The organism is Iamia sp. SCSIO 61187, from assembly GCF_019443745.1.
Lineage (GTDB): Bacteria > Actinomycetota > Acidimicrobiia > Acidimicrobiales > Iamiaceae > Iamia.
In genome coordinates, this window is sequence record NZ_CP050948.1 from 3581184 (window position 1) to 3598442 (window position 17259).

The 17259-nt window shown below is 74.1% G+C and carries 20 protein-coding genes and 2 pseudogenes; 8 read left to right on the forward strand and 14 right to left on the reverse strand.

What is annotated here, in order from left to right; genetic code table 11:
- Positions 1–32: 32 nt before the first annotated feature.
- Genes HC251_RS17050 through HC251_RS17060 form a run of 3 tightly spaced genes read right to left on the reverse strand, consistent with a single transcriptional unit; the run spans position 33 to position 2195 of the window.
- Complete coding sequence (locus HC251_RS17050) at positions 33–905, reverse strand: A/G-specific adenine glycosylase (RefSeq protein ID WP_219941808.1); 873 nt, start codon at positions 903–905, stop codon at positions 33–35.
- Positions 887–1666 (reverse strand): class I SAM-dependent methyltransferase, encoded by a 780-nt coding sequence (locus HC251_RS17055; protein WP_219941809.1) that lies wholly within the window; start codon positions 1664–1666, stop codon positions 887–889. The genes HC251_RS17050 and HC251_RS17055 overlap by 19 nt, the downstream gene beginning before the upstream one ends.
- Before the next feature lies 1 nt (position 1667).
- The gene (locus tag HC251_RS17060) at positions 1668–2195 is read right to left on the reverse strand and encodes a MaoC family dehydratase (protein WP_219941810.1); all 528 of its coding nucleotides are present in this window, start codon (positions 2193–2195) and stop codon (positions 1668–1670) included.
- Between the two features lie 383 nt (positions 2196–2578).
- Here HC251_RS17060 and HC251_RS17065 point away from each other — a divergent pair.
- The 3 genes and pseudogenes from HC251_RS17065 to HC251_RS17070 form a co-directional block, all read left to right on the forward strand.
- Positions 2579–3937 (forward strand): annotated as a pseudogene (locus HC251_RS17065) (diguanylate cyclase domain-containing protein); the annotation flags it as partial.
- 47 nt (positions 3938–3984) lie between these two features.
- On the forward strand, positions 3985–4641 hold the full coding sequence (locus HC251_RS25715) for an EAL domain-containing protein (protein ID WP_255566459.1): 657 nt from the start codon (positions 3985–3987) through the stop codon (positions 4639–4641).
- A gap of 80 nt (positions 4642–4721) precedes the next feature.
- Positions 4722–6332: an acyl-CoA dehydrogenase family protein gene (locus HC251_RS17070; RefSeq protein ID WP_219941812.1), complete on the forward strand. Its 1611-nt coding sequence runs from the start codon at positions 4722–4724 to the stop codon at positions 6330–6332.
- On the opposite strand, the gene HC251_RS17075 is transcribed toward HC251_RS17070, so the two are convergent.
- Positions 6329–7000, reverse strand: a complete 672-nt coding sequence (locus tag HC251_RS17075) for a helix-turn-helix domain-containing protein (protein WP_219941813.1) — start codon at positions 6998–7000, stop codon at positions 6329–6331. The genes HC251_RS17070 and HC251_RS17075 overlap by 4 nt on opposite strands.
- A gap of 63 nt (positions 7001–7063) precedes the next feature.
- On the opposite strand from HC251_RS17075, the gene HC251_RS17080 reads away from it, so the two are divergent.
- Positions 7064–7429 (forward strand): DsrE family protein, encoded by a 366-nt coding sequence (locus HC251_RS17080; RefSeq protein WP_219941814.1) that lies wholly within the window; start codon positions 7064–7066, stop codon positions 7427–7429.
- Here HC251_RS17080 and HC251_RS17085 read toward each other — a convergent pair whose 3' ends face one another.
- Complete coding sequence (locus tag HC251_RS17085; protein ID WP_219941815.1) at positions 7430–8185, reverse strand: PIG-L deacetylase family protein; 756 nt, start codon at positions 8183–8185, stop codon at positions 7430–7432.
- A gap of 17 nt (positions 8186–8202) precedes the next feature.
- Between HC251_RS17085 and HC251_RS17090 the strand changes: the two genes are divergently transcribed.
- Entirely contained in the window at positions 8203–8583 is a 381-nt protein-coding gene (locus tag HC251_RS17090) for a VOC family protein (RefSeq protein WP_219941816.1), read from the forward strand.
- A gap of 6 nt (positions 8584–8589) precedes the next feature.
- On the opposite strand, the gene HC251_RS17095 is transcribed toward HC251_RS17090, so the two are convergent.
- The 4 genes from HC251_RS17095 to HC251_RS17110 form a co-directional block, all read right to left on the reverse strand.
- Positions 8590–9015, reverse strand: coding sequence for a PaaI family thioesterase (locus tag HC251_RS17095; protein WP_219941817.1), 426 nt, complete (start codon positions 9013–9015; stop codon positions 8590–8592).
- A 28-nt stretch (positions 9016–9043) separates the two neighbouring features.
- Positions 9044–9634, reverse strand: coding sequence for a DJ-1/PfpI family protein (locus HC251_RS17100; protein WP_219941818.1), 591 nt, complete (start codon positions 9632–9634; stop codon positions 9044–9046).
- Between the two features lie 69 nt (positions 9635–9703).
- On the reverse strand, positions 9704–10897 hold the full coding sequence (locus HC251_RS17105) for a hypothetical protein (RefSeq protein WP_219941819.1): 1194 nt from the start codon (positions 10895–10897) through the stop codon (positions 9704–9706).
- Between the two features lie 7 nt (positions 10898–10904).
- Positions 10905–11591: a dienelactone hydrolase family protein gene (locus tag HC251_RS17110; RefSeq protein WP_219941820.1), complete on the reverse strand. Its 687-nt coding sequence runs from the start codon at positions 11589–11591 to the stop codon at positions 10905–10907.
- A 37-nt stretch (positions 11592–11628) separates the two neighbouring features.
- On the opposite strand from HC251_RS17110, the gene HC251_RS17115 reads away from it, so the two are divergent.
- Positions 11629–12093: a pyridoxamine 5'-phosphate oxidase family protein gene (locus HC251_RS17115; RefSeq protein WP_219941821.1), complete on the forward strand. Its 465-nt coding sequence runs from the start codon at positions 11629–11631 to the stop codon at positions 12091–12093.
- Here HC251_RS17115 and HC251_RS17120 read toward each other — a convergent pair whose 3' ends face one another.
- Entirely contained in the window at positions 12094–12912 is an 819-nt protein-coding gene (locus HC251_RS17120) for a hypothetical protein (RefSeq protein ID WP_219941822.1), read from the reverse strand.
- A gap of 6 nt (positions 12913–12918) precedes the next feature.
- A complete protein-coding gene (locus HC251_RS17125) occupies positions 12919–13395 on the reverse strand; it encodes a hypothetical protein (protein WP_219941823.1) in 477 nt (158 codons plus the stop codon).
- A gap of 63 nt (positions 13396–13458) precedes the next feature.
- Here HC251_RS17125 and HC251_RS17130 point away from each other — a divergent pair, with 63 nt between their 5' ends.
- Together HC251_RS17130 and HC251_RS17135 are read left to right on the forward strand one after the other, a co-directional pair.
- Positions 13459–13947, forward strand: a complete 489-nt coding sequence (locus HC251_RS17130; protein WP_219941824.1) for a hypothetical protein — start codon at positions 13459–13461, stop codon at positions 13945–13947.
- Positions 13948–13989: 42 nt separating this feature from the next.
- Positions 13990–14865 (forward strand): DUF6576 domain-containing protein, encoded by an 876-nt coding sequence (locus HC251_RS17135; RefSeq protein ID WP_219941825.1) that lies wholly within the window; start codon positions 13990–13992, stop codon positions 14863–14865.
- 7 nt (positions 14866–14872) lie between these two features.
- On the opposite strand, the gene HC251_RS17140 is transcribed toward HC251_RS17135, so the two are convergent.
- The 3 genes and pseudogenes from HC251_RS17140 to HC251_RS26260 all read right to left on the reverse strand — a co-directional run.
- Complete coding sequence (locus tag HC251_RS17140) at positions 14873–16051, reverse strand: DUF4214 domain-containing protein (protein ID WP_219941826.1); 1179 nt, start codon at positions 16049–16051, stop codon at positions 14873–14875.
- Positions 16052–16168: 117 nt separating this feature from the next.
- Positions 16169–16705, reverse strand: a complete 537-nt coding sequence (locus HC251_RS26255; RefSeq protein WP_370651305.1) for a VOC family protein — start codon at positions 16703–16705, stop codon at positions 16169–16171.
- Positions 16685–17248, reverse strand: a pseudogene (locus HC251_RS26260) (DinB family protein); the annotation flags it as partial. The pseudogene HC251_RS26260 and the gene HC251_RS26255, both read right to left, overlap by 21 nt.
- Between the last annotated feature and the right edge of the window lie 11 nt (positions 17249–17259).

The window sequence follows — 17259 nt, forward strand, 5'->3', positions numbered from 1 at the left end:
GCCGGGGGCGGGTCGGACCCACCCCGCCCCCGCTACGGGAGGTGCCAGGTGCCCGTCGTCGGGTCGACGACGGCGAGGCCGTCGGCCACCAGGGTGGCGGCGACGCGGGTGGCCCGGTCGACGTCGTCGGGCCAGCCCATGGCGGCGGGGACGTCGCCGGCGGCGACCGCACCGGCGCGGAGCGCGTCGACGAGGCGGCCCCGGCCCTGGCGGTCGCTCCCCTCGAACCGGGACTGCGGCCTCTGCCGCACCCACGGGTCGGGCGCACCGCTCCCCCGCCACGTGCAGCGGGCCGCCACCGGGCACCGGTCGCACGCCGGACGGGGCCGGCACATCGTCGCCCCCAGCTCCATGACGGCCTGGTTCCAGGCCCACGCCCCGCCCGGGGCGTGCCCGTCGGCGATGACCGCCAGGGCGTCGGCCGTGGCCTGGTCGACGGGCCGCCCGACGAGGCGGGACAGGGCCCGGGTGACGTTGACGTCCATGCACGCCACCGGCTGCTCGTGGGCGAAGGCCAGCACGGCCCGGGCGGTGTAGGGGCCCACGCCGGGGAGCGCCAGGAGCCCCTCGAGGGTCGTCGGGAGGGCGCCAGCGTGGTCGGCGACGACGGCGACGGCACACCGGTGGAGGTTGACCGCCCGACGGTTGTAGCCCAGCCCCTGCCACTCCTCGACGACGTCGCCCGCGGGCACGGCGGCGCAGGCGGCCGGCGTCGGGAAGCGGTCGAGGAAGGCGGCGAAGCGGGGCTCGACCCGGGTCACCCCGGTCTGCTGGAGCATGAGCTCGGAGACGAGGATCGCCCAGGGGTCGCGGGTCCGCCGCCAGGGAAGGTCCCGCGCTGACACCCCGAACCACGCCGCCAGCTCCACGACGAGCCCCGCGTCGGTCACACCTCTCGGCGGCACCAGTAGACGACCGTCTCGTAGGGCAGGTCGAAGGTGTCGCCCAGGTCGGCGACGAGCTCGCGGATCTTCACCGCGAGGCGCTCGCGCTCGGCCGTGGGGCGCGACGCGATGTACGACGTGGAGAGCACCCGGGCCACGAGGGTGTCGGGGTCCATGGGCTGGCGGTAGGTCGTGTCGTGGCGGCGGACGGGGCCGAAGGGGACGTCGAGGCCGTCGATGCGGGCGGCCCAGTCGACCTCGGTCGTGTACGGCACCCGGTGCTCGCCCCGCTCGTCCCACCGGATGAGCCGGCTGAGCTCGGCGACCCACGGCTCGCGGGTGTCGCGCTCGTTCCAGATCAGGCCCAGGCCGCCCCCGGGGCGGAGGACCCATGCGATCTCCCGCAGGGCGGCCTCGGCGTCGAACCAGTGGAAGGCCTGGGCCACCGTCACGGCGTCGACCGAGGCGTCGGGGAGCGGGAGCCGCTCGGCGGTGCCGTCGAGCACCATGGCCGACGGCACGTTGGCGCGGAGGCGCTCGCGCATCTCGGCCACGGGCTCGACGGCGACGACCTCGGCGCCGGTGGGGACGAGCAGGCGGGTCAGCTTCCCCGTCCCGGCGGCCAGGTCGAGGACCCGGGCGCCGGGGCCGATCGCCAGCTCGCGGCACAGCAGGCCGACGGCGTCGGCCGGGTACGACGGGCGGCCCCGCTCGTAGTCGTCGGCGCCGGCGGAGAAGCCGGCGGCGGCGGACTCGGGGACGCGCCCGTCGAGCGGGGTCACGTCAGCCGCTGGACTCGGCGTCGCTCCACACGGAGTCGACGTCGTAGGGGCGGGGCCGCTGCGGCGCCTCGGCCTCGGTCCACACCATCACCTTGCGCTTGAAGTAGCAGACCTCCTCGCCCCGCTGGTTGATGCCCTTGGTCTCGACGGTGACGATGCCGCGGTCGCCCTTGGAGGTCAGCTTCTTGTCGAGCACGCGGGTCTCGGCGTGGATGGTGTCGCCGTGGAAGGTGGGCTTGGCGTGCTTGAGCACCTCGACCTCGAGGTTGGCCACGGCCTGGCCCGACACGTCGGGGACGCTCATGCCCAGCACCAGCGAGTAGACGAGGTTGCCGACCACCACGTTGCGGCCCTGGGGCGCCTTCTCCGCGTACCAGTCGTTGGTGTGGAGGGGGTGGTGGTTCATGGTGATCATGCAGAAGAGGTGGTCGTCGTACTCCGTGATCGTCTTGCCCGGCCAGTGCCGATAGACGTCCCCGACCTTGAAGTCCTCGTAGGTTCGGCCGAAGGGGCGCTCGTGGACGGTCACGTTTCTCCTCCTGAGGGGGTCCTCGGTGCGGGCGCCAGCGTAGGTGCCGGGCCCCGGTCGACCCCCAGCCGGAGGCCCCTCACGTGGAGCGTCCGTGGACACACCGAGCGTGGTGGGTCAGGGCCGCCGCCGGGGCGACGCGACCGGCGGCCGCCGCCACCCTCGTCGCCACCGTCGCCCTCGGCGTCCTCGACCTGGCCGACGTCATCTCCGGGACAGGTGTGCCGGCCGTCAGCTTCACCCTCGCCGGCGCCCTGATCCTCATCGGGGTGGGCAGCCTGGTCGACGGGGAGGAGCAGCTGCGGATCCGCCTCACGGGCCTGGTCGACGACCTCGACGCCGTGCTCTGGACCAAGGACCCGACGACCTACGAGATCACCTACGTGAGCGGCCGGGCCGCCGCCCTCCTCGGCATCGCCCCCGAGGGGTGGCGGGCCGACGGGTTCTGGCTCGGCCACATCCACCGCGACGACCGGCTCCGGGTCCTGGAGGAGACCGTCGAGGCCATCGCGGCCCGCCGCGACCACGAGGTCGGGTGCCGGATGATCCACGCCGACGGCTCCGAGGTGCACGTCCTCGACCGGGTCACGGTCGTCACCGACGCGTCCGGTCGGGTCGTCGAGCTCCACGGCGTCACCCTCGACGTCACCCGCCAGCGGTCGATCGAGCAGACCTCGCAGCAGTACGCCGACATCGTCGAGCACATCGACCTGGCCCTGGTCGTGGCGGCCTGGGACGCCGACGCCACCGGGCCCGGGAGCGACGCCGAGGCCGGGGCGTTCCGGGTCCGGGCCGCCAACCCCGCCTCCGACGGCTACCTCGCCGGGTCCTGGGCCCGGGCCGGTGGCTGGCTGCTGGTGGAGGCGCTGCCGACCCTCACGCCCCGGCTCGTCGAGCAGCTCCGCGAGGTCAGCCGCTCGGGGCGGGCCATCCGGCTCGACGACATGGCGATCGGCGACGGCGAGGCCACCCGCAGCGTGACCGTGCAGGGGTTCCGCCTCCCGGGTGACCTGGTGGCCATCTCGCTCCAGGACACCACCAAGGTGGCCCAGGCCGCCCGCGCCCTGCGGCGCCAGGCCCTCCACGACGCCCTGACCGGGCTCCCCAACCGGGCGTCGCTCGACGAGCACCTCCGGGAGACCGTCGGCGAGGGCGAGCGGACGGCCGTGCTGCTCATGGACCTCGACCAGTTCAAGGAGGTCAACGACGCCCTCGGCCACGGCGTCGGCGACCGCCTGCTCGTCGCCCTGTCCGACCGCCTGGAGGGGCTGCTCCGACCCACCTTCGTGGCCCGGCTCGGCGGCGACGAGTTCGCCATCGTCCTGAGCGGCCCCGAGGTCGACGAGATGGCCGCCCGGGCCACCGCCGAGCTGGTGACGAGCGCCCTGAGCGAGCCCTTCACCATCGACGAGGTGCGCCTCCAGACCAACGTCAGCATCGGCATCGCCCTCGTCCCCGACCACGCCTCCGACGCCGACGAGCTCATCCGCCGGGCCGACGTCGCCATGTACGTCGCCAAGCGGGCCGGCACCGGCCCGGCCGTCTACCGGGCCGACCAGGACCGCTCGAGCGTCGCCCGCCTGACGCTCATCGGCGACCTCCGCGAGGCGGTGCCGACCGGCCAGCTCGTCCTCCACTACCAGCCCGTCCTCGACCTCCACACCGGCGCCGTCACCCGCACCGAGGCCCTGGTGCGCTGGCAGCACCCCGAGCACGGGCTCGTCATGCCCGACGACTTCATCGGCCTGGCCGCCCTGTCGGCGCCACCCGGCCCATCGCCCGGTGGGTCATGCGCGAGGCCACGCGGGCCACCGCCGCCCTGCGGGCCGACGGCCACGACGTCGGCGTCGCCGTCAACCTGTCGGTCCGGAACCTGTTCGACACCGAGCTCCTCGGCGAGCTCGAGCGGGCCCTCGGGGACGCCGGCCTCGACCCGCGGCACCTCGTCGTCGAGCTGACCGAGAGCGAGATCATGGACGACCCGTCGGTCGCCCTGGCCCAGTTCCGGGCCTCCCAGGCCCTGGGCGTCGGGACGTCGGTCGACGACTTCGGCACGGGGTACTCGTCGCTGACCTACATCCGGGACCTGCCCCTCACCGAGCTCAAGGTCGACCGCTCGTTCGTGGCCGACCTGCACCAGCGGGGCGGCGCCTACACGATCGTCCGCTCCATGATCGACCTCGGCCACAACCTGGGGCTCGAGGTGGTGGCCAAGGGGGTCGAGCACCCCGACGACACCTCCACCCTCGTGCGCCTGGGCTGCGACCGGGCCCAGGGCTACGCCATCGCCCGGCCCATGCCCGAGGCCGACCTGGCCCGCTGGCTCGACGCCCATGCCAGGGGTGAGCGCACCCGTTGCGGCGGTCGCCAGCCAGCCGGGGTCAGGCTCATCCTGACATTGCGACGCCGGCCGACCGCACACCGCCAGCGGTCTGGATGTGCCTGACCCCCTGTCGACCGCCGACCCCGTCCGCAAGGCACCCGATGCGGGGCGAGGGGCCGGGGACCGGTACTTTTCCTGGCCGTATGAGCGCCTCGACCGACATCGCCGCCCCCGATCTCGCCGCCGCCTCGGCGGCCCTCGACGCCGCCCAGGCGGTCGTCGACGGGGCCGTCGCCGTGCTCGTCGCCGACGGCATCGACGCCCGCCAGGTGCTGGCCTACGAGGTGGCCCACGCCGCCGCGGCCGTGGCGACCGGCCGCGGCCTGCTCGACTACGGCGGCAAGGGCGACATCGAGGCCCGCATCACCTGCGCCTTCATCGCCGACGCCATCGGCGACCTCGGCGGCAAGATCTTCGGCCGCGAGGCCGAGTGGGGCGTCCCCGTCGGCGCCCTCGACGGCACCCGCGACTTCCTCGCCGCGTTCCGCGACCCGGCCTTCCTGGCCTCCATCGACAGCGACGGCCCCCGCCACCTCGACGACGACTTCGAGCTCGTCCAGGACACCTTCCGGCGCTTCGCCGAGAAGGAGCTGGCGCCCATCGCCGAGCACATCCACCGCACCAACGGCGACATCCCCGAGGAGATCATCAGCGGGCTCGCCGAGCTGGGCGCCTTCGGCCTCTCCATCCCGACCGAGTACGGCGGCTACGGGGAGGGCGGCGAGGGCGAGTACATCGGCATGGTCGTCGCCACCGAGGAGCTGTCCCGGGGCTCGCTCGGCGCCGGCGGCTCGCTCATCACCCGACCCGAGATCCTCGCCCGGGCCCTGATCGCCGGCGGCACCGAGGAGCAGAAGCAGCACTGGCTCCCGCAGCTCGCCTCGGCCGAGGTCATGAACGCGGTGGCCGTCACCGAGCCCGACTACGGCTCCGACGTCGCCGGCGTGAAGGTCACCGCCACCCCGACCGAGGGCGGCTGGTTGATCAACGGCGTCAAGACCTGGTGCACCTTCGGCGCCCGCGCCGACGTGCTCCTCCTCCTCGCCCGCACCGACCCGGACCGCTCCAAGGGCCACCGGGGCCTGTCGATGTTCATCGCCCCCAAGCCGCGGGGCGACGGCCACGGCTTCGAGATCGTCCAGGAGGCCGGCGACGGCGTCCCCGGCGGCGGGAAGATGGAGGGCCGCCCGATCGACACCATCGGCTACCGGGGCATGCACTCCTACGAGATCGCCCTCGACAGCTGGTTCGTCCCGGCCGAGAACCTGATCGGCATGGAGGGCGGCGAGGGGCGCGGCTTCTACTACCAGATGGCCGGCTTCGAGAACGGCCGCATCCAGACCGCGGCCCGGGCCATCGGCGTCATGCAGGCCGCCTACGAGGCCGCCCGCCAGTACGCGGTCGACCGCAAGGTCTTCGGCCAGCCCATCTCCGAGTACCAGCTGACCCAGGCCAAGCTCGGCCGGATGGCCACCGTCATCCAGGCCAGCCGGCAGTTCGCCTACGTCGTCGCCCGGCTGATGGCCAAGGGCGAGGGGGCCATGGAGGCCACCCTCATCAAGGCCTACGTGTGCAAGGCGGCCGAGTGGGTCACCCGCGAGGCCATGCAGATCCACGGCGGCATGGGCTACGCCGAGGAGTACGACGTCAGCCGCTACTTCGTCGACGCCCGGGTGCTCAGCATCTTCGAGGGTGCCGACGAGACCCTCTGCATCAAGGTCATCGCCCGCAAGCTCGTCGCCGACGCCGGCTAGCCCGGCTCGGCGGCCAGGACGGGGTGCCGTCCGAACCAGCCCGGGAACCGGCGGGCGAGGGCGGGCGCACCCGACACCACGACCCGGCGGTCGCCCACGGCGGCGGCGAAGGTGATGTCGCCCATCCAGACCTGGGTGAGGGCCCGCAGGTCGGCCTCGACGAGGAGGTCGACCGTGCGCTGGGGCTCGACGAGGCACAGGTCGACCGCGCCCGGGTCGACGGTGATCCAGTAGCGCTGGACCCGTCGGGCGGACCGCACCCGCAGCTCCACGACCGCCCGGTCGACGCCCAGCCCGTCGGCCGCGAGGAAGCGGCGGACGTCCCACAGCAGGAGGTCGGCGTCGAGCTCGTCGGGCCCGTAGGTGCTGCGGGCCCAGCGCTGGGCCCACCGCCCCAGGCCCTCGACGATGGGGTACAGCTCGAGGCCCGCCTCGGTGAGGTCGTAGGTGACGCCGTCGGGTCCGTCGTGGCGCACGGCGACGCCGGCGACGACGAGCTCCTTGAGCCGCTTGGAGAGGGTGGCGGGCGGGCAGCCCGGCACCCCCCGCTGGATCTCGCCGAAGCGGCGGCTCCCGCACAGCATCTCCCGCACCACCAGGACCGCCCATCGGGGGCCGAGGACGTCCGCGGCCTTGGCCACGGGGCAGAACTGGCCGTAGCTGGTCACGGCGGGACCGTACTTCACCTTCTGTAGCGGCGCGTCGGGACCGGGCGGGCGACGATCGCCCCCATGACGAACACCCGCGCTGCCATCAGCCTCACCACCGGCCTCGAGGACCCCGAGAAGGTCACCGTCGCCTTCCTCGTCGCCGTCGGCGCCGCCGAGTCGGGACGGCCCACGACCATGTTCCTCACCAAGGAGGCGGTCCGCCTCGTGGTCCCCGGGGTCGCCGTCGGTGTGGCCTGCGAGGGCTGCCCCCCGCTCGCCGACCTGCTGGCCCGCTACACCGCGGCCGGCGGCACCTACCTCGTCTGCCCCATCTGCATCGCGTCCCGGCAGCTCGACGCCGACGCCTTCATCGACGGCGCCACCCCGGGCGGCACCGTCCAGCTGTGGGAGTGGATCGGCGACGGCGCCACGACCTTCTCGTACTGACTACATCGCCAGGAGCTCGAAGGTCATCGCCGTCGGTGAGCCGAGGCGGGGGCCGGCGGCGGAGAAGAGCTGGCGGAGGAAGCCGCCCGGGTCGCTCATGGGTCCCGGGCCGAGACCCTGCAGGTAGACCTCGTGGGCGGCGAGGGAGCTGACGGCCCGATCGATGTCGCCCTCGGACACGGGCACGCCGTGCGTCGGCTGGGGCGAGTTGGCCACCGCCACCCAGCGCACGCCACCCCAGGGCTCGAGCCCGTCGTCCTCGGCGAGCGACCGGAACACCCAGCGGTTGGCGGCGTCGCGGACGGCGTCGACCACGGCCCGGCCGGTGACGACGTGGTCGGCCATGTTCAACCCGCCGGTGGCGAAGGTCTCCCGGTGGTTCAGGGTGATCACCATCTCGGGCCGGACCCGGCGGATGGCGGCGGCGATGTCGGACCGCAGGGCGAGCGAGGGCTCGAGCATGCCGTCGGGGTGGTCGAGGATCTGGAGGTCGGTCACCCCGACCGCCCCGCAGGCGGCCCGCTGCTCCCGCGCCCGGAGCGGGGCGACCTCCTCGGGCGCCATGGCGTCGATGCCGGCCTCGCCCGCCGTCACCAGCAGGTAGGCGACCGTCTTGCCCTGGTCGGTCCATCGGGCGACGGCGGCCGACGCCCCGTACTCCATGTCGTCGGGGTGGGCGACGACCGCCAGCCCGACGTCCCAGTCCTCGGGCACCGGGTCGAGCGGCGGGAGGTCAGCGGGCGGGGCGTCGGCCATCGGAGCATCATGGCCCCGTGATCACGGGATACCACTCCATCGTCTACTCCGACGACCCCGACGCCACCCGGGCCTTCCTGCGGGACGTCCTGGGGTGGAACCACATCGACGCCGGCGGCGGCTGGCTGATCTTCAAGACGCCACCCTCGGAGGTCGGGGTCCACCCGACCCGGGGCGAGCACGGCGAGGTCTGGGGCACGATCCCGCACGCCCAGGTGTCGTTGATGTGCGACGACCTCGACGCCACCCTCGCCGACCTGCGGGGCCGGGGCGTCGAGGTGTCCGACGACGTGCAGGAGCAGCCCTACGGTCGGTGCGGCACGATCGCCGTCCCGGGTGCCGGCACCATGATGATCTACCAGCCCCACCACGAGCTCGCCCACGCCCTGCCCGACTGAAGGGGATCAGCGGGCGGACCGCACCACGGCCGTGGCGGTCGCGGTGGCGACGACCGTGCCGGCGGCGTCGACCAGGTCGCCGGCGAGGAAGGCGACGGTGCGGCCGCGCCGCACGACCCGGCCGCGGCCGACGAACGCACCCGGCCGGGCGGGGGCCAGGAACTGGACGTGGAGGTCGGCGGTGGGCGCCCACTCGCCGGGACCGAGGGTGGCCACCAGGGCCGGCCCCATGGTGTCGTCCAACATGGCGGCCAGGATGCCGCCCTGGACGTCGCCGGCCGGGTTGCGGAACTCGGGCCGGCCGGTGAAGGCGACCTCGATCGTCCCTGCGTCCGGATCGATGGTGAGCAGCTCGAAGCCGAGCAGCTCGGCGACGGGTGGCGGATCGGCCCGGCCCTCCATGACGTCCCAGAACGGTCCGGTGCGCTCCATGGTGGCGACGCTAGGCGGCAGAGGTGGATCAGTGGGGCGGGGCCGGGTCGTACTGGATGTAGCGGCGGACCTCGGCCGAGCGCTCGGGGGTGGCGAGCCGGGCGACGAGGGCCAGCGCCATGTCGATCCCGGCGCTGACGCCCGCGGAGGTGATGACGTCGCCGTCGTCGACGTAGCGGTCGTCGGGCCGGACCTCGATCGTCGGGTCCAGCTCCGCCAGGGTGTCGAGCGAGCCCCAGTGGGTCGTGGCCGGGCGACCGGCGAGCAGGCCGGCGGCGGCGTAGACGAGGGACCCGGTGCACACGCTCGTGGTGATCTCGGCCGCCGCCGCCCAGGCCCGCACCCGGTCGAGGTGGTCGGGGTCCTTCAGCAGCGGGCGGGTGCCCTGACCCCCTGGGTGGAGGACGATCTCCATGGCCCCGACGTCGGCGGCGCCGTGGTGGGGGACCATCGGGAGCCCCTTCGCCGCGGTGACGGGCCCGCCGTCGACGGTGAAGGTGGTGACCCGCCACCCGTCGTCGGGCCAGAAGGCGCACCAGGCGGCCAGGACCTCCCACGGCCCGACCGCGTCGAGCTCCTCCACGCCGTCGAAGAGGAGGATCCCGATCGTCTTGGTCACGGCGGCGACGCTACGCCGCCGCCGACGCCCGGGCAGCCGACGTTCCGGCCATCGTGGCGACGGTTCCGGTCAGGCGGCGGGGGCGACGAGGTCGCCGGGGACGAGCTGCTCGGCGAGCAGGCGGTCGAAGCGGGCGGGGTCGCCGGCGACGAAGCGGCGGCACAGCTCGACGCCCTCGGTGTAGCAGAAGATGTAGGCCCGCCAGGTCGGGTCGCTGATGAAGGCCACCTGCTTCTCGGCCCGGGCCCTCGGGAGCAGCAGCCACCGCTCGGCCCAGGCCACCACCTCGGCGGCCGGTCGGCCGTCGGCGTGGAGCATCAGGGCCAGGTTGCCCCGGGCCTTGCTGACCGACGCCAGGGCGCCGCGGACGGCGGCGGCCTCGTCGGCGTCGTAGCGGAGGCCCAGGTCGGCGAACAGGGGCGCCATGGCGGCCTCGGTGTCGGGGCCGACGAGCGCCTCGAGGGCGGCGTCGGCCAGGCCCTCGGCCAGGAGGCACTGCGGCGTCCCCACGAGGAAGATCGACTCCTCGACCTGCCCCCGCCGGCGGACCAGGCCGACCTCCTTGCGGCAGTGCTCGGTGTGGTGCCCCGGGTAGGCCTCGTGGGCGACGAGGTGGCCCAGGACCAGCGACTGGACCGGCAGGTCGACGTTGATGGCCACCCGGCTGCGCAGGTCGCCGAGGTAGTAGTTGAAGCCGCTCCACGGCTTGTCGGTCTCGAGCACCCACTCGACCTGCTCGCCGTCGGGGAGCCCGAAGGCGGCGCGGGTGCGCGCCGCGAAGTCCTCGGCGATGGTGCGGATGGCCTCGTCGAGGCGATCGGGCGGGATGGTGTGGGCCTCGCGCCAGGCGATCACCCGCTCGCGGAGGTCGCCGTCGCCGGGCAGGGCCTCGGCCAGGCGGCGGTGGGCGGCGGCGAGGGCGTCCTCGGCCACCGGCTCGGGACGGACGCCGTAGCTCGCCTCGACCTCGTCGAGGTAGCCCAGCGGCTCGCCGGCGAGGCTCCGCCCCACCGTGTGCAGCCCGACCGCCTGGGCCCGCAGCCACGCCCGGCGCCGGCCCTCGACGACGGCGTCGGCGCCCTGGTCGATGTCGGCGACGAGGCGGGCGGCGTCGGCGACGAGGGCGGGCAGCGGGGTCGGATCGCCGGCCTCGGCCTCGGCCGCCCACGACGGCGGGCCGTAGTAGGCATCGACGAGCCCGTCGAGGTGGCGGCCGAGCGCCAGCCCCAGGCGGACGTACCGCTCGACGACGTCGGCGCTCACCGGCCGGCTAGCCCAGCTCGGTGTGGAGGGCGGAGATCGTCCGGGCCCAGGCCCGGGCCGACTGCTCGGGGTCGTGGACCTCGGGTCGGGTGTCGTTGAAGAAGGCGTGGTCGACCCCGGGGAAGATCTCGATGTCGGCGTCGACGCCCGCCGCCTTCAGGTCGACCTCCAGGGCCTTGGCCTTGTCGGGTCCGAAGAACCCGTCCTTCTCGGCGAAGTTGCCCCGCACCTTGGCCTGGACGTTCGACCAGTCGGGCTGGGCGTGCTCCCACGGGATCAGCCCGTACCACGGCACGCAGATGGAGAAGGCGGCGGGGCGCTCGGCCGCGAGGACCAGGGCCAGGCCGCCGCCCATGCAGAACCCGGTGACGCCGAGCGACTCCGAGGTCGTCGCCTCGTGCTGCTGGAGGTAGGCGATGGCCCCCGACATGTCGGCCACGGCCTGGTCGAGGTTCAGGGCCATCATCAGCTTCCCGGCCTCGTCCGGCTCGGTGGTGGACTCGCCGTGGTAGAGGTCGGGCGCCAGGGCCACGAACCCCTCGACGGCGAAGCGGTCGCACACGTCGCGGATGTGGTCGACCAGGCCCCACCACTCCTGGATGACGATCAGGCCGGGGCCGGACCCGCTCTCGGGCACGCTCAGGTAGCCGCTGGCCGTCTCGTCGCCGTTGCTGAACTCCACGTTCTGACCCATGCCGCGCACCCTACCCAGGGCGGGGCATGATCCTCCGATGTCACGCCGCGACCTCATCAAGATGACCCCGGACGAGGTGCAGGCCTTCCTCCACGGACCCCGCACCATGAACCTGGCCACCCACAACCACGACGGGACGATCCACATGGTGGCGATGTGGTACGGGTTCACCGCCGACGGCACCATCGGGTTCGAGACCTTCGGCCGGTCGCAGAAGGTCCAGAACCTGAAGCGCGACCCGCGGGTGACGGCTCTGGTCGAGGCGGGCGACCGGTACGAGAACCTCCAGGGCGTCGAGCTGGTCGGCACCATGGAGGTCACCGACGACCACGACACCCTCCTCGGCATCGCCGTGTCCGTGCTCGAGCGCTACCACCCCGAGGTGTCCGAGTCCGACCGCCTCGCCGCCGCCGAGATGGTCATCAACAAGCGCGTGGCCCTCCTCTTCCACCCCGACAAGACGGTCTCCTGGGACCACACCAAGCTCGGCGGGACGTACTAGCTAGGGCTGGAAGGAACCGGGGGTCCTCGCCGGGACGAGGAGCTCGGGGGCGACGGGGCAGCCGGGCGAGGCCACGCCGGTGGCGACGTCGACGGGGCCCTCGGTGCGCACGACCCGGTCGACCAGGTCGAGGGGGACGACGTCGAGGTCGGCCTCCCAGGGTTCGTCGGGGTCGACCGCCCCGGCCGCGCAGGCGTCGTAGGTCGGTCCGGGGAGGACGCGGCCCACCCCCGCCACCAGCCACACCGTGCGCCCCGCGGCCCGGGCCACGGCGGCGGCCGACCGGCTGCCCGGGGCGCACAGGGCTGCGGCCGGCCCGGCGGCGAGGGCCTCGAGGAGGACGACCTCCGCGGTGGCAGCCGCCGCCCCGACGCCCTGCGAGGGCACGTCGAGCACGGGGATGTCGACCCGGGCCAGGGCCCGGCCCACGTCGACCCCGGTCCCGTCGTCGGCGGCGAGCACGTCGAGGTCGCCCCGGCGGGCCAGGGCCGGGACCACCGTGGCCGGCCAGCCGACGATCAGGACGCGGGCCTCGTCGGGGAGGAACGCGGCGAGCACGCCGTCGGTCGGGTCGGCCTCCAGCTCGCGGGCGGCGGCCAGCCCCTCGGCCATGGGCTCGGGGGCGACGAGCACCCGGCTGCACAGCCACCACAGCGGTCCCACGGCCCGGTGGCGGGCGACCAGCTGGCGGGCGGCGGCGACCAGCCCGGCCGGGTCGTCGTCGAACGCGCCCAGGGCGTGGGCGGCCTCCGAGGCCAGGTCGACGGGATCGGCCCCGCCGGCCCGGGCGACGTAGCGGAGGTGCTCGATCGGGTGCACCCCGGTCTAGAGCCCCGGCTTCCAGATCATGTCGATCAGCGTCAGCAGGAGGAGGAGGTGGACGATGCCGCCGAACATGGCGGCCCTCTTGCCGGCGGCGGCATCACCGGCGGCGGCCTTGCGCTCGGACGGGGCGAGCAGCCCGAACACGACGCCGACCAGCGCGAACCACAGCAGGAAGGCGATGGAGACCCACGCCTGGGAGAACTCGAACACCTTGTCGCCGGAGATCGACTCGGTCGAGGTGATCACCATCAGGAGGCCGAACACGCCGGCGAGCACGAGGGCCGGGCCGTGCACGATCACGTTGTTGACCGCGGCCTGCCCGGCGACGTCGGCCGACACCTTCACCCCCCGCTTGCGCGTCTGGGCGTTGACGATCGGCCACACGAAGGCCGGGGCGAACGCCACGATGGCCGTGAGGATGTGCAGCAGGAAGAAGAGGCGGTGGATGAAGGTGTCATTTCCGAGGACGGCGAGCACGGACCCGAACCTACCCGCAGCGACGGTTTCGAGCCGCTCCCGGGCCGTTGCTACCTTCTGGCCGTGCCCGTCGCCGAGCAGGTCCCCGAGAGCGTCTCCCTCACCGCCCTGAGCGGCGACACCGCCAGCCTCGACGACTGGCTCACGACGTTCCAGCTGGCGGTGGTCGTGATCGACCCGTACACCTCGGAGAGCTCCTGGCTCCTCGACACCGCGGGCCGGATCCTGACCGAGTTCACCGGCGCCGACTGCCGGGTCGGCTGGGTCGTGACCGCCGACGCCGCCGACGCCCGCACCTTCCTCGGACCGTGGGCGGACACCCTGCTGACCTTCTGCGACGCCGACCGCTCGTTCGTGCGCGGCGTCGGGCTCGAGCGCCTGCCCGCCTTCGTGCACCTGCGCCAGGACCGGGTCGTGGTCAGCACGGCCGAGGGGTGGGACCCGGTGGCGTGGGACGGGGCCGTGGGGACCCTCACCCAGATGATGTCGTGGTCGAAGGTCGAGGTGCCGCCGCCGGGTGCACCCGCACCCTTCAGCGGCTCCCCCGTCTGACCGGTCCGAGGTCGCCCAGCCCCCACGGCTACCGTCGGTCCCGTGTTCGCCCGATTCGGTTCCGGCTCCGACGACCGCGTGGGATGGTTCCGCGTCGGCGAGCTCGAGGTCACCACGACCGCGCTGCTGGTGTTCCTGGGTGCGTTCTCGATGCTGGTCTGGGTCGCCAGCCCGGCCGCCCTCGACCCCCTGGTCTTCGACGCCGTCGCCGTGCGGCGCGACGCCGAGCTGTGGCGCATCGTCACCTGGCCCTTCGGCGAGGGGCTGTCGATCTTCGCCGTGATCGGGCTGGCCTTCTTCTGGTTCGTCGGCCACATGGTCGAGGACCGGACCACCCGCAAGCGCTACGCCGTCCTCGTCGCCACCATGACGGTCGTCCCCGCCGCCCTGGTGAGCCTGACCTCGGTCACCGCCGAGACCGGCTACGCCGGCGGCCTCAGCCTCCTGGGGCTGGCGTTCCTCGTCGTGATCGCCGTCGACCAGCCCTCCCTGCCGATGCTGTTCGGCATCCCGATCTGGGTCTTCGCCGCCGTGATCGTCGGCGTCAACGCCCTCACCGCCGTCGCCTACCGGGCGTGGGGGGCGCTGCTGCTGCTCCTCCTGGGCATCGTCATCGCCCTGGTGGGGACGGCGGCGCTGGGCGTCATCGACCAGTTCCGCTCGGTGCCGCGCCTCAAGGACGCCCCCGGTCCCCGGTCCCGGGGGTCGCGGGGCCGGCGCCGGCGGGGCGGCGCCGGCACGGTGACGCAGGGGCCGTGGAGCTCGCCGTCGGGCTTCTCACCCGGCGGGCCGACCCGCCTGGAGCAGGCCGAGCTCGACGTGCTCCTCGACAAGATCGGCCAGTCGGGGATCGACTCGCTGACCAAGGAGGAGCGCCGCCGGCTCGACGAGCTCAGCCGCAAGATGCGCGGCTCGTGAGCACGGATCAGACGTAGCCGCCGGCGGCGACCCGCTGGGCGAAGGCGTTGGTCCCGGCGAGCCAGCGGACGAGGGTGGCGGGGGTGGCCGTCCCGAGCTCGAGGTTCGTGGTCCAGGTGGTGCGCTCGACGTCGGTGGCGACCCGCCCGAGCATCTGGGCGAAGGCCCACGACACGGTCGTGTCGGAGAGGGTGGCCTCCCGGTTCTCCCTCGTCTCGGTGAAGCCGAGGAGGACGTCGCCGCGGGTGGCGCCGTCGCGCAGGCGACCGACCCAGTAGTTGGCCCCGCCGGCGTCGGCCTCGCGGTCGAGGACGTTGCGGTACACCTGCAGGACGAAGGCCCGGTCGTCGAGCTCGCCGTACATGCGCTGGAACTCCGACGACGTCGCGAAGTAGTTGGCCATGCGGGGGAGGCCCCAGCCCATCTGGCGCCGTTGGACCCAGAAGTTGAGGCCGGGGGCGTCGGGGGTGCGGTCGAAGGCGCCGCCGTAGAGGCGCGCCGCGCCGGGCACCCGGAGGTCGTGGAGGGACGACCCGGCGAGGTGGACCGCCAGGTCGGCCGCCGACCAGCTGCGGAGGAGCTGGGCGGCGTCGGAGTCGACCTCGGCGGCCGACGGGCCCTCGGCGAGGAGCCACCACCGCAGGCGGGACGAGGCGTCGCCGGCGGAGCGGAAGGGCGTGGGCCGGCGGTCGGAGATGGCCGAGCCGGCGTCGACGAAGTTGAGCGCCGACCACATCCGGCCGTTGGCGTCGCGGACGCAGCCGATGCCGACGCGCTGCACGCTCCGGTCGAGGATGTTGGCCCGGTGCCCGGGCGAGTCCATGTACGCCTGGTGGAGCCGGGAGGCCGTGGAGGCGTAGCCGACGTTCTCGGTCATCTTCTGCCAGTCGGGGACGTACCGGGCGATCTGGCCCACGTAGGACGGGTTGTGGGCCAGGGTGCCGGTCCGGGCCAGGTTGGCGGCCCAGGCCCGCGAGACCTGGTCGAAGGCGGGGTCCTCGCGCAGCGGGGGCAGGCCGGCGGTGGCCCGGGCCTGGTCGTGGAGCCGGCGCAGCTCCCCCTCGCAGGTGCCGTCGATCGCCGCGGCGCGGGGGGAGTCGGGGTACGCCGACGCCGCCGTGGCCGACGTCGCCAGCACGAGGATGCCGACGGCTGCGGCGACCAGGTGTCGGATGGGGGTGCTCATGGGTGTTCCGCCTTGGGTCGTGACCGTTCTCCCATCGGCGTCTCACCACGAACAGTGAGGGTTGAACCACCCTGTGAGGCCGAAACGCGAGTGACACCTGGCACTCCCGGGCGGCGATCAGGCCAGGCAGAGCTCGTTGCCCTCGGGGTCGGCCAGGGTGACCCAGCGCCCGTCGGCCTCGTCGTGGCGGTGCAGGACCGTGGCGCCCAGGCCCACGACCCGGGCCACCTCGGCCGCGAACCGCTCCCGTCCCTCCTCGGTGTCGTCCCGGGCTCCGGCGTGGAGGTCGAGGTGGACCCGGTTCTTGGCCACCCGCGGCTCGGGCACCGCCATGAAGAGGATGCGCTTGTTCTCGCTCGTCTCGGCCTCGTCGGCGCCCGGCGGGCGGATGCCGGCGCCCTGGCGGAAGTGCAGCCGGCCGTCGATCGCGACCACGGCGTCGTCGGTGACGATGCCCTGGTCGAGCAGGCCCCGCACGAAGCCGTCGTGGTCCTCGACCTCGTAGTGCATGACCGCGGCCCAGAACCGGGCCTGGGCGTGGGGGTCGACGGCGTCGAAGGTGACCTGGAAGGTGAGCGGCGCCGGGTCCCGTCGGACCGCGGCGGCCGGCAGGGCCCGGCCCCCGGTGACCCGGTGGAGGTCCCGCAGGGTCAGGACCTCGGCCAGGTGGTGGATCACCTCGCGGTTGATGTGCAGCACGAGGGCCCCGAACGGGGCGTCGGCGTCGGGCCCCTCGTGGGGCCCGCAGGCCCGGGCCATGCCCGCCGGGCCCAGGTCGCGCACGCCGGCCGTCCACCGGGCGTAGGCGTCGTCGAGGGCGGCCAGCGTCCCAGCGGCGCCGGGCGCGTGGTCCCGGCCCTGGTGGTCGATCCCCGTCCCGTCGCCGAAGTGGGCCGACGCCCGCCCGCCCAGGACCCCCTCGATCACGTGCCAGAGGCGCCAGGCGATGGTGGTGAACGGCGGCGGGTCGGGCTCGGGCACGGCGAGGTCGATGACCCACTCCCCCGCTCCTGCGGCGTGGCTGCTGCGGGCGTCGGCCCGGGGGCGGACGCCCCAGCAGCCCGGCACCGGCTCCCAGTGGAGCTCGGCGTCGGTGAGGCCCTCGAGACGGGGCCGGACGTGGTGCTCCCAGTGGAACGCCAGCTGGTCCTGGGCCTGCTCGTGCCAGTCGAGGGGGACGGTGCGATCGTCGACCATGGGGCGACCGT

What these genes read in the sequence shown, in the direction of transcription:
- HC251_RS25715 (WP_255566459.1), top strand. Translation starts at nt 3,985, where the DNA reads ATGCGCGAGGCCACGCGGGCCACCGCCGCCCTGCGGGCCGACGGCCAC.
- HC251_RS17070 (WP_219941812.1), top strand. Translation starts at nt 4,722, where the DNA reads ATGAGCGCCTCGACCGACATCGCCGCCCCCGATCTCGCCGCCGCCTCG.
- HC251_RS17080 (WP_219941814.1), top strand. Translation starts at nt 7,064, where the DNA reads ATGACGAACACCCGCGCTGCCATCAGCCTCACCACCGGCCTCGAGGAC.
- HC251_RS17085 (WP_219941815.1), bottom strand. Translation starts at nt 8,185, where the DNA reads ATGGCCGACGCCCCGCCCGCTGACCTCCCGCCGCTCGACCCGGTGCCC.
- HC251_RS17095 (WP_219941817.1), bottom strand. Translation starts at nt 9,015, where the DNA reads ATGGAGCGCACCGGACCGTTCTGGGACGTCATGGAGGGCCGGGCCGAT.
- HC251_RS17110 (WP_219941820.1), bottom strand. Translation starts at nt 11,591, where the DNA reads ATGGGTCAGAACGTGGAGTTCAGCAACGGCGACGAGACGGCCAGCGGC.
- HC251_RS17115 (WP_219941821.1), top strand. Translation starts at nt 11,629, where the DNA reads ATGTCACGCCGCGACCTCATCAAGATGACCCCGGACGAGGTGCAGGCC.
- HC251_RS17140 (WP_219941826.1), bottom strand. Translation starts at nt 16,051, where the DNA reads ATGAGCACCCCCATCCGACACCTGGTCGCCGCAGCCGTCGGCATCCTC.